Origin of the sequence: Pseudomonas sp. GM33 (assembly GCF_000282295.1) — a bacterium.
Taxonomy (GTDB): Bacteria; Pseudomonadota; Gammaproteobacteria; order Pseudomonadales; family Pseudomonadaceae; genus Aquipseudomonas; species Aquipseudomonas laurylsulfatiphila.
This window is the reverse complement of record NZ_AKJO01000089.1, coordinates 41,221-48,980: the sequence shown is the minus strand read 5'-3', so window position 1 is coordinate 48,980 and position 7,760 is coordinate 41,221. Positions and strand designations below refer to the sequence as shown.

The 7,760-nt window shown below is 59.7% G+C and carries 6 protein-coding genes; 2 read left to right on the top strand and 4 right to left on the bottom strand.

Translation table 11 applies throughout. The features are described from left to right. Nucleotides 1–204 precede the first annotated feature (204 nt). Complete coding sequence (locus tag PMI26_RS0129655; protein ID WP_007975264.1) at nt 205–912, top strand: CatB-related O-acetyltransferase; 708 nt, start codon at nt 205–207, stop codon at nt 910–912. Between the two features lie 128 nt (nt 913–1,040). Here PMI26_RS0129655 and PMI26_RS13565 read toward each other — a convergent pair whose 3' ends face one another. The 4 genes from PMI26_RS13565 to PMI26_RS13580 all read right to left on the bottom strand — a co-directional run bounded on the left by PMI26_RS13565 (nt 1,041) and on the right by PMI26_RS13580 (nt 6,451). Next, nucleotides 1,041–1,589, bottom strand: coding sequence for a cupin domain-containing protein (locus tag PMI26_RS13565; RefSeq protein WP_007975263.1), 549 nt, complete (start codon nt 1,587–1,589; stop codon nt 1,041–1,043). Nucleotides 1,590–2,014: 425 nt separating this feature from the next. Further along, nucleotides 2,015–3,313, bottom strand: a complete 1,299-nt coding sequence (locus tag PMI26_RS13570) for an NAD(P)/FAD-dependent oxidoreductase (RefSeq protein ID WP_007975262.1) — start codon at nt 3,311–3,313, stop codon at nt 2,015–2,017. 52 nt (nt 3,314–3,365) lie between these two features. Continuing rightward, nucleotides 3,366–4,856 carry an aldehyde dehydrogenase gene (locus PMI26_RS13575; RefSeq protein ID WP_007975261.1) on the bottom strand — a complete coding sequence of 497 codons (1,491 nt, stop codon included), beginning with the start codon at nt 4,854–4,856 and terminating at the stop codon, nt 3,366–3,368. Between the two features lie 218 nt (nt 4,857–5,074). Next, on the bottom strand, nt 5,075–6,451 hold the full coding sequence (locus PMI26_RS13580) for a glutamine synthetase family protein (RefSeq protein WP_007975260.1): 1,377 nt from the start codon (nt 6,449–6,451) through the stop codon (nt 5,075–5,077). A gap of 283 nt (nt 6,452–6,734) precedes the next feature. On the opposite strand from PMI26_RS13580, the gene PMI26_RS13585 reads away from it, so the two are divergent. Next, a complete protein-coding gene (locus PMI26_RS13585) occupies nt 6,735–7,496 on the top strand; it encodes a gamma-glutamyl-gamma-aminobutyrate hydrolase family protein (protein ID WP_007975258.1) in 762 nt (253 codons plus the stop codon). The last annotated feature ends 264 nt before the right edge of the window (nt 7,497–7,760 follow it).

Genomic DNA, 7,760 nt, shown 5'->3' with positions numbered 1-7,760 from the left:
CTAGGTTTTCACACAGCCTGCTTCTGCGGGTTTTCAATGGCCACCGTTCAGTTGGTACAGCAGCCATCAGCAGACTGAGATGCACAAAAGCGTTTATTGAAAAACGTCTAAAAAATCCATCTCCCCCGGCCGATTCATTTAAACTCGACTGTTGGCTCATGGGGCCAGGCCAAGCCCTATAACGGATATCCAAGACAGCTTTTCATGAAAAAAATAATCAGTTATTTGCGAAATAGTTACTGGAAAGGATGGATTCGCAAACACAAATGCAAAGTGGCGGGCGGTGTATTGTCACTGCACAAAAGATCGACACTGACCATTGAAGAAGGCGTGACCCTTGGGCATGTGGTCATAGAGTCAAAAAAGCTGGAAATCGGTGCGCATACCTATATCCGCAGTGACTGCGTCCTTTCGGCGGTCTCCTCCATTGGCAGGTTTTGCTCCATTGGCAGCAGCTGTTTTATCGGCCAACAAAAGAGCTCGCATCCGTTGGACTGGCTCAGTTCACATCCCTTTCAATATACCGACACTGCGCTGGTTTACGACCCGGAGGTTGCGGACATCACGATTGGGCATGACGTCTGGGTCGGCCATAGCGCGATGATCCTGGAAGGCGTGACCATAGGCACCGGCGCTGTCATCGCCACCCGCGCCCTGGTTGCCCATGACGTGCCGCCGTACGCCATTGTTGCCGGCACCCCGGCAAAAGTCGTCAAGTATCGGCACACACCCGAGTTGATTGAAGCGCTGATCAACAGCAAGTGGTGGGAGGTTGATGTAGAGGTACTCAAGACATTACCGCTCAATGATCCGCAAGCCACTTTGGCTCTGTTGGCCACCCTGCAGAAAGAAACACGCGCCGACTACCAACAGATCGAGATAACCCGCAAAGGGTGCAGTGTTTCGTCTTGAGCAGCGCAAATGACCAGCGCTGCACTTCAAGATGCCTGGCTGTAACCCGATTCGAATGATAAAAAAACCCGCATCAAATGCGGGTTTTAAAGCCCGGTTCCTGATGAACCCTGCCCGAAAAGCGGTTATCAGAAGTTCGCCGGGGTGTTGGCGCTGATGATTTCCGCCTCATCCGCCCCGATATTGCGAAACCGATGCGGCAAGGTCGTCGGGAAGTAATAGCCATCTCCGGCGTTCAGCACGCTCACCTGGCCATCCACGGTCAACTCCACGGTGCCACGGGTCACCAACCCGCACTCCTCGCCTTCGGAATGCACGATCGGCTCTTCGCCGGAGCTTGCGCCCGGTGCGTATTGCTCGCGCAGCAGGCGCATCTGCCGGCTCGGTACGGACGCGCCGATCAGCAGCAGGCGCAGGCCATGGCGGCCGAGGTCGGGCTGTTCGTTGGCGCGGAAGACGTACTGGTGTTCGCGGGGTGGCTGATCGAAAGTGAAGAAGTCGGCCAGGGACATGGGGATGCCCTCCAGCAGTTTCTTCAGGGAGCTGACGGAAGGACTGACCCGATTCTGTTCGATCAGGGAGATGGTTGCATTGGTGACGCCGCTACGCCGGGCCAGCTCGCGCTGGGACAGTTTGTAGCTTTCGCGTACTAATTTGAGTCGTGAGCCCGTGTCCATGACAGCCTTATGTGCCAACCCGTAGGAGCGAGCTTGCTCGCGATTGCGATTTTAGCCTAAACGTTGATGTTGACTGAACCAGCGCCATCGCGAGCAGTCTCGCTCCTACAGGGATAATGGAGGGGTGGAGTACTGGCGCGTATCACGCCGTTTTCCGGTCCCGGAAACGTGAAAGGCGGCTATTAAATCACGTTTGTTGGTAATGCTCAGCAGGTTCGATAAACGGCTGGAAAAATAGCCATTTGCCATGAAGTTGCACAACCTGTGGGAGCGGGCTTGCTCGCGAAAGCGATGTGTCAGGCGACATCTGTTTTGGCTGATATGGCCTCTTCGCGAGCAAGCCCGCTCCCACAGGGGACCGCGGTATTTCTGGGATTAAAAAAACCGGCGGCACCTTTAGGGAGATGCTGCCGGCGAGGTAAAGCTTAGATGCCGAAACGGTCGCGCAGCGAGTAGTACACGGCGCCCAGGGCGGTCAGCGGTGCCGAGAAGGTACGCCCGCCGATCATCGGCATGTGCGGCAGGGAGGCAAACGCGTCGAAACGCTCGGCGTCGCCACGGATCATTTCCGAGATCAGTTTGCCGGCCAGGTGCGAGCAGGTGACGCCGTGACCGCTGTAGCCCTGCATGTAGTAGGCGTTTTTCTCGATACGGCCGAACTGCGGCATGCGCGACATGGTCAGCAGGAAGTTGCCGGTCCAGCGGTAGTCGATCTTCACATCCTTCAATTGCGGGAAGGTCTTGAGGATTTTCGGGCGGATCAGTTGCTCGATGTCGTTCGGTTCACGCGCACCGTAGACTACGCCACCGCCGTACAGCAGGCGGTTGTCCGCCGTCAGGCGGTAGTAGTCGAGCAGGTAGTTGCAGTCTTCGACGCAGTAGTTGTTCTTGATCAGGCTGCGGGCCTGCTTTTCCGACAACGGCTCGGTGACGACGATCTGCGAACCGCACGGCATGCTCTTGCTGGTCACGCGGTTGTCCAGCCCCTGCGGCAGGTAGGCGTTACCGGCGATCAGCAGGTACTTGGCCTTCACCACGCCTTTGGCCGTGCGCACGGTGATCGGCTCGCCGTAGGTGATTTCCACCGCCGCCGATTGCTCGTAGATCTTGCCGCCCAGGCCGATGATCGCCGAGGCTTCGCCGAGGGCCAGGTTCAGCGGGTGAATGTGACCGCCCTGCATGTCCAGCAGGCCGCCGACGTACGCATCGGAACCCACTTCGCGCTTGATGTCGGCTTCGCCGAGCAGCGTCAGGTTCTTGTTGCCATAGCGCTCCCAGCTTTTCTTCTGTTCGGCCAGGCCCTTGAGTTGCTTCTTGTTCATCGCCGCGAAGATGCCGCCGGGACGGTAATCGCACTGGATGTCGTAGTGCTGTATGCGCTGGCGAATGATGTCGGCGCCTTCGAAAATCATGCTGCCGAGCACTTCGGCGGTCTTGTCGCCGTAGCGCTCTTCGATGACATCGACGTCGCGGCTGTAGGAGTTGACCAGTTGGCCGCCGTTGCGACCGCTGGCGCCGAAGCCGACTTTGGCCGCTTCGAGCACGGTCACGCTGTAGCCCGCTTCGGCGAGGAACAGCGCCGAGGACAGGCCGGTGTAGCCGGCGCCGATCACGCAGACGTCACAGTCCACCGCCCCTTCCAGCACCGGGAAATCGCCGGTGAAGTTGCGGGTGGCGGCGTAGTAGCTGTTTACATGCTGTTGATTGCTAAAGCTGTGTTTCATAAATTTCTCCGATGGCCGCCGCAGATTGCCGGCGACCGCCGCTTTATTGTTGTTAGAGCTTGATCCAGGTCGCTTTGAGTTCGGTGTACTTGTCGAACGCGTGCAGCGATTTGTCCCGACCGTTACCCGACTGCTTGTACCCGCCGAACGGCGCGGTCATGTCGCCGCCGTCGTATTGGTTGACCCAGACGCTGCCGGCACGCAAGCCACGGGCGAAGGTGTGGGCCTTGCTCAGGTTGCGGGTCCAGACGCCGGCGGCCAGGCCGAAGATGCTGTCGTTGGCAATCGCCAGCGCTTCTTCGGCGGTGTCGAATGTGATGACCGACAGCACCGGGCCGAAGATTTCTTCCCGGGCGATGGTCATGGCGTTGGTCACGCCGTCGAAAATCGTCGGCTGAACGTACTGGCCACCGGTGTCTTCTAGGGTGCGGCTGCCGCCGGCGATCAGTTCGGCGCCCTGCTCCTTGCCGATGCCGATGTAGCGCAGCACGTTGTCCAGTTGACGCTGGTCGACGACCGCACCAACGGTGGTCGCAGGATCGAGTGCGTGGCCCGGCTTCCAGGCTTGCAAGGCTTCTACCAGCAATGGCATGAACTGCTCGCGAATCGAACGCTCCACCAGCAGGCGCGAACCGGCGGTGCAGACTTCGCCCTGGTTGAAGGCGATGCCGCTGGCCGCTGCCTGTGCCGCCGCGCGCAGATCCGGCGCATCGGCGAACACCACGTTCGCACTCTTGCCCCCGGCTTCGGCCCAGACGCGTTTCATGTTGCTTTGCCCGGCGTAGATCATCAGCTGCTTGGCAATCGCCGTGGAGCCGGTGAAGGCCAGCACGTCGACATCCATGTGCAAGGCCAGCGCCTTGCCCACGGTGTGGCCGTAGCCCGGCAGGACGTTGAACACGCCTTTCGGGATGCCGGCATCGAGTGCCAGTTGCGCGATGCGGATCGCGGTCAGCGGCGACTTTTCCGAAGGCTTGAGGATGAACGAGTTGCCCATCGCCAGAGCCGGGGCGAATTTCCAGCTGGCCATGATCAGCGGGAAGTTCCACGGCACGATGGCCGCGACCACGCCGGCCGCTTCGCGCGTCACCAGGCCCAGTTGATCGTGGGGCGTGGCGGCGACTTCGTCGTAGATCTTGTCGATGGCTTCGGCGGTCCAGCGGATCGCGTTGGCGGTCGCCGGAATGTCGATGCTCATCGAATCGCTGATCGGCTTGCCCATGTCGAGGGTTTCGAGCAGGGCCAGCTCTTCCTGGTTGGCCAGGATCAGCTCGGCGAAACGGATCAGGATGCGCTTGCGCTCGGCCGGGGCCAGGTTGGCCCACACACCGGATTCGAAGGTGCGGCGTGCGGCAGCGACTGCCGCATTGGCATCGGCTTCGTCGGTGCTGGCGACGCTCGCCAGGAAACGGCCGTCCACGGGGCTGATGCATTCGAACGTGGCGCCACTGGCGGCCGCGCAGTATTGGCCGTCAATGAAGGCGCGACCTTCGATTGTTAGGGACTGGAAGCGTTGCTCCCAGTCGCTGCGAGTGTTTGTCATGGTTGTGACTCGACGCAGGGGAATAGGTGATCAGCCAGGCCGAATGCCAGTGATCAAAAATATCTGAAAAAACCGCAATCCCTGTGGGAGCGAGCTTGCTCGCGATAGCGGTAATTCAGTCGACATCTATGTTGAATGCCAGACCGCTATCGCGAGCAAGCTCGCTCCCACAGGGGTTGGCGGCGCACACAGAATGTGTGTGTGCACCTCCAACGCCATCAAACGGTATGCAAGTACCAGTTGTACTCAAGGTCGGAGATGGAGTTCTCGAACTCGGCCAGCTCGCTTTCCTTGCACGCCACGAACACGTCGATGTACATCGGGTCGATGTAGCGCGCCATGACTTCGCTGTCGTCCAGCTCGCGCAGGGCATCGCGCAGGTTGTTCGGCAGGCTTTGCTCGTTCTGCTCGTAGCTGTTGCCTTCCACCGGGGCGCCCGGCTCGATCTGGTTGGTCAGGCCGTGGTGCACCCCGGCCAATACCGAAGCCATCAGCAGGTACGGGTTGGCGTCGGCACCGGCCACGCGGTGTTCGATGCGCACGGCGTCCTTTGAGCCGGTCGGTACGCGCACAGCCACGGTGCGGTTGTCGATGCCCCAGCTCGGCGAGTTCGGTACATAGAACTGTGCGCCGAAACGACGGTAGGAGTTGACGTTCGGGCAGAGGAACGCCATCTGCGCCGGCAGGGTCTCGAGCACACCGCCGATCGCGTGTCGCAGCGCGGCGTTCTGCTCGGGATCCTCGCTGGCAAAGATGTTGTTGCCTTCTTTGTCGAGAATCGAAATGTGCACGTGCAGACCGTTGCCCGCCTGGCCCGGATACGGCTTGGCCATGAAGGTGGTGTCCATCTCGTGGTCGTAGGCGATGTTCTTCACCAGACGCTTGAGCAGGACCGCATAGTCGCAGGCCTTGATCGGGTCAGCCACGTGATGCAGGTTGACTTCGAATTGCGCCGGGGCGCTTTCCTTGACGATGGCGTCAGCCGGGATGCCCTGCTCTTTAGCGCCTTCGAGGATGTCTTGCAGGCAGTCGACGTATTCGTCTAGGTCGTCGATCAGGTACACCTGGGTCGACATCGGACGCTTGCCGGATACCGGCGAACGCGGCGATTGCGGACGACCGTTCACGTTGTCCTGGTCGATCAGGTAGAACTCCAGTTCGAACGCGGCGCAGATGGTCAGGCCCATGTCGTCGAACTTGCGCACGACATTGGCCAGCACTTCACGCGGGTCGGCGAAGAAGGGTTCGCCTTCGAGTTCGTGCATGGTCATCAGCAGTTGCGCAGTCGGGCGCTTCTGCCAGGGTTCGATGCTCAGGGTGCCCGGGATTGGGTAGCAGATCCGGTCGGAGTCGCCGATGTCCAGACCCAGGCCGGTGCTTTCCACCGTGGAGCCATTGATGTCCAGAGCAAACAGAGACGCCGGCAGGTTGATGCCTTTCTCGTAAACCTTATGAAGACTGGTGCGCTCGATGCGCTTGCCGCGCACCACACCGTTCATATCCGCAATCAGAAGGTCGACGTACAAAACCTCAGGATATTTCTTAAGGAATGCGTTTGCTTCGTTGAGTTGAACGGTACGCAGAGGGACCGACATGATGCACCTATTTTTTACTGTTAATTATTATGTTCACCGCCCTTTCACGAGCCCAGTCAATCCGAAAGGCAAAGTGAAGTCAATAGCGAACACCTGGCCTTTCAACGTTTATTTTCGGGCCTCCCAGAAGGACGAGAGTGCCAGATACGCCCTCAAACACGCGTAAATCCTGAAGATCGGACGTGCGGCGTTTAGAATTTTTTACATGAGAGTTGTTAATTAAAATCAACAAGGCTAAGCTCCAGAAAAGCTCGTTCAAGTGTGAAACTTCGAGGTGATAAAAATGGCATTCAAGCCATTGATCGGCGTTACTGCATGCGTCAAACAGATTGGCCTGCACCCCTACCACATCAGCGGCGACAAGTACTTGCGTGCTGTCAGCGTTGCGGCGCTGGGGCTGCCTGTCGTTATTCCTTCCTTAGGCGAACTGACCGAAATCGATGACCTGCTGCCGCAGCTCGACGGTCTGTTGCTGACCGGCTCGCCGTCGAACGTGGAACCCTTCCACTATCAAGGCCCCGACAGCGCCCCCGGCACGGAACACGATCCGCAACGGGACCGCACCACCCTGCCACTGATCCGCGCAGCCATCGCTGCCGGCGTTCCGGTGCTCGGCATCTGCCGTGGCTTCCAGGAAATGAACGTGGCGTTCGGTGGCAGCCTGCATCAGAAAGTCCATGAACTCCCTGGCTTCCTCGATCACCGAGAGGCCAACCACCCGGACCTGGCCGTGCAATACGCTCCCGCCCATGCGGTGAATGTGCAGCCCGGTGGTGTGTTCGAAGCCCTGGACCTGCCTGCGGTGTTCCAGGTCAATTCGATTCACAGCCAGGGCATCGACCGACTCGCGCCCGGCCTGCGCGCCGAAGCCGTCGCACCCGATGGCCTGATCGAAGCGATCTCGGTCGAGCACAGCCAGGCCTTCGCCCTCGGCGTGCAATGGCACCCGGAATGGCAGGTTCTGAACAACCCGCCTTACTTGAGTATTTTCCAGGCGTTCGGCGAAGCCTGCCGGCAACGGGCGGCGCTGCGTCACTCGAGCTGACGACCCGGCACCCACATTCAACGATTGACTGCCCAACGCGAGCGGGCGGGCGCTTTTGCGCGTCCCGTTCGCGATAACAACACACTGCAATAACAACAAGTACGACCAGGCAGCCAGGATGGCGGCGCCGAATAAACCCGGAGCGGGAAACGCAATCCCCTGTAGGAGCGAGCCTGCTCGCGATGGATGTCCGGACACCGCGGGCATTCAGACTGCCAGCGTCATCGTTGGCGACCATCGCGAGCAGGCTCGCTCCTACAAGGG

What these genes read in the sequence shown, in the direction of transcription:
- PMI26_RS0129655 (WP_007975264.1), top strand. Translation starts at nt 205, where the DNA reads ATGAAAAAAATAATCAGTTATTTGCGAAATAGTTACTGGAAAGGATGG.
- PMI26_RS13565 (WP_007975263.1), bottom strand. Translation starts at nt 1,589, where the DNA reads ATGGACACGGGCTCACGACTCAAATTAGTACGCGAAAGCTACAAACTG.
- PMI26_RS13570 (WP_007975262.1), bottom strand. Translation starts at nt 3,313, where the DNA reads ATGAAACACAGCTTTAGCAATCAACAGCATGTAAACAGCTACTACGCC.
- PMI26_RS13575 (WP_007975261.1), bottom strand. Translation starts at nt 4,856, where the DNA reads ATGACAAACACTCGCAGCGACTGGGAGCAACGCTTCCAGTCCCTAACA.
- PMI26_RS13580 (WP_007975260.1), bottom strand. Translation starts at nt 6,451, where the DNA reads ATGTCGGTCCCTCTGCGTACCGTTCAACTCAACGAAGCAAACGCATTC.
- PMI26_RS13585 (WP_007975258.1), top strand. Translation starts at nt 6,735, where the DNA reads ATGGCATTCAAGCCATTGATCGGCGTTACTGCATGCGTCAAACAGATT.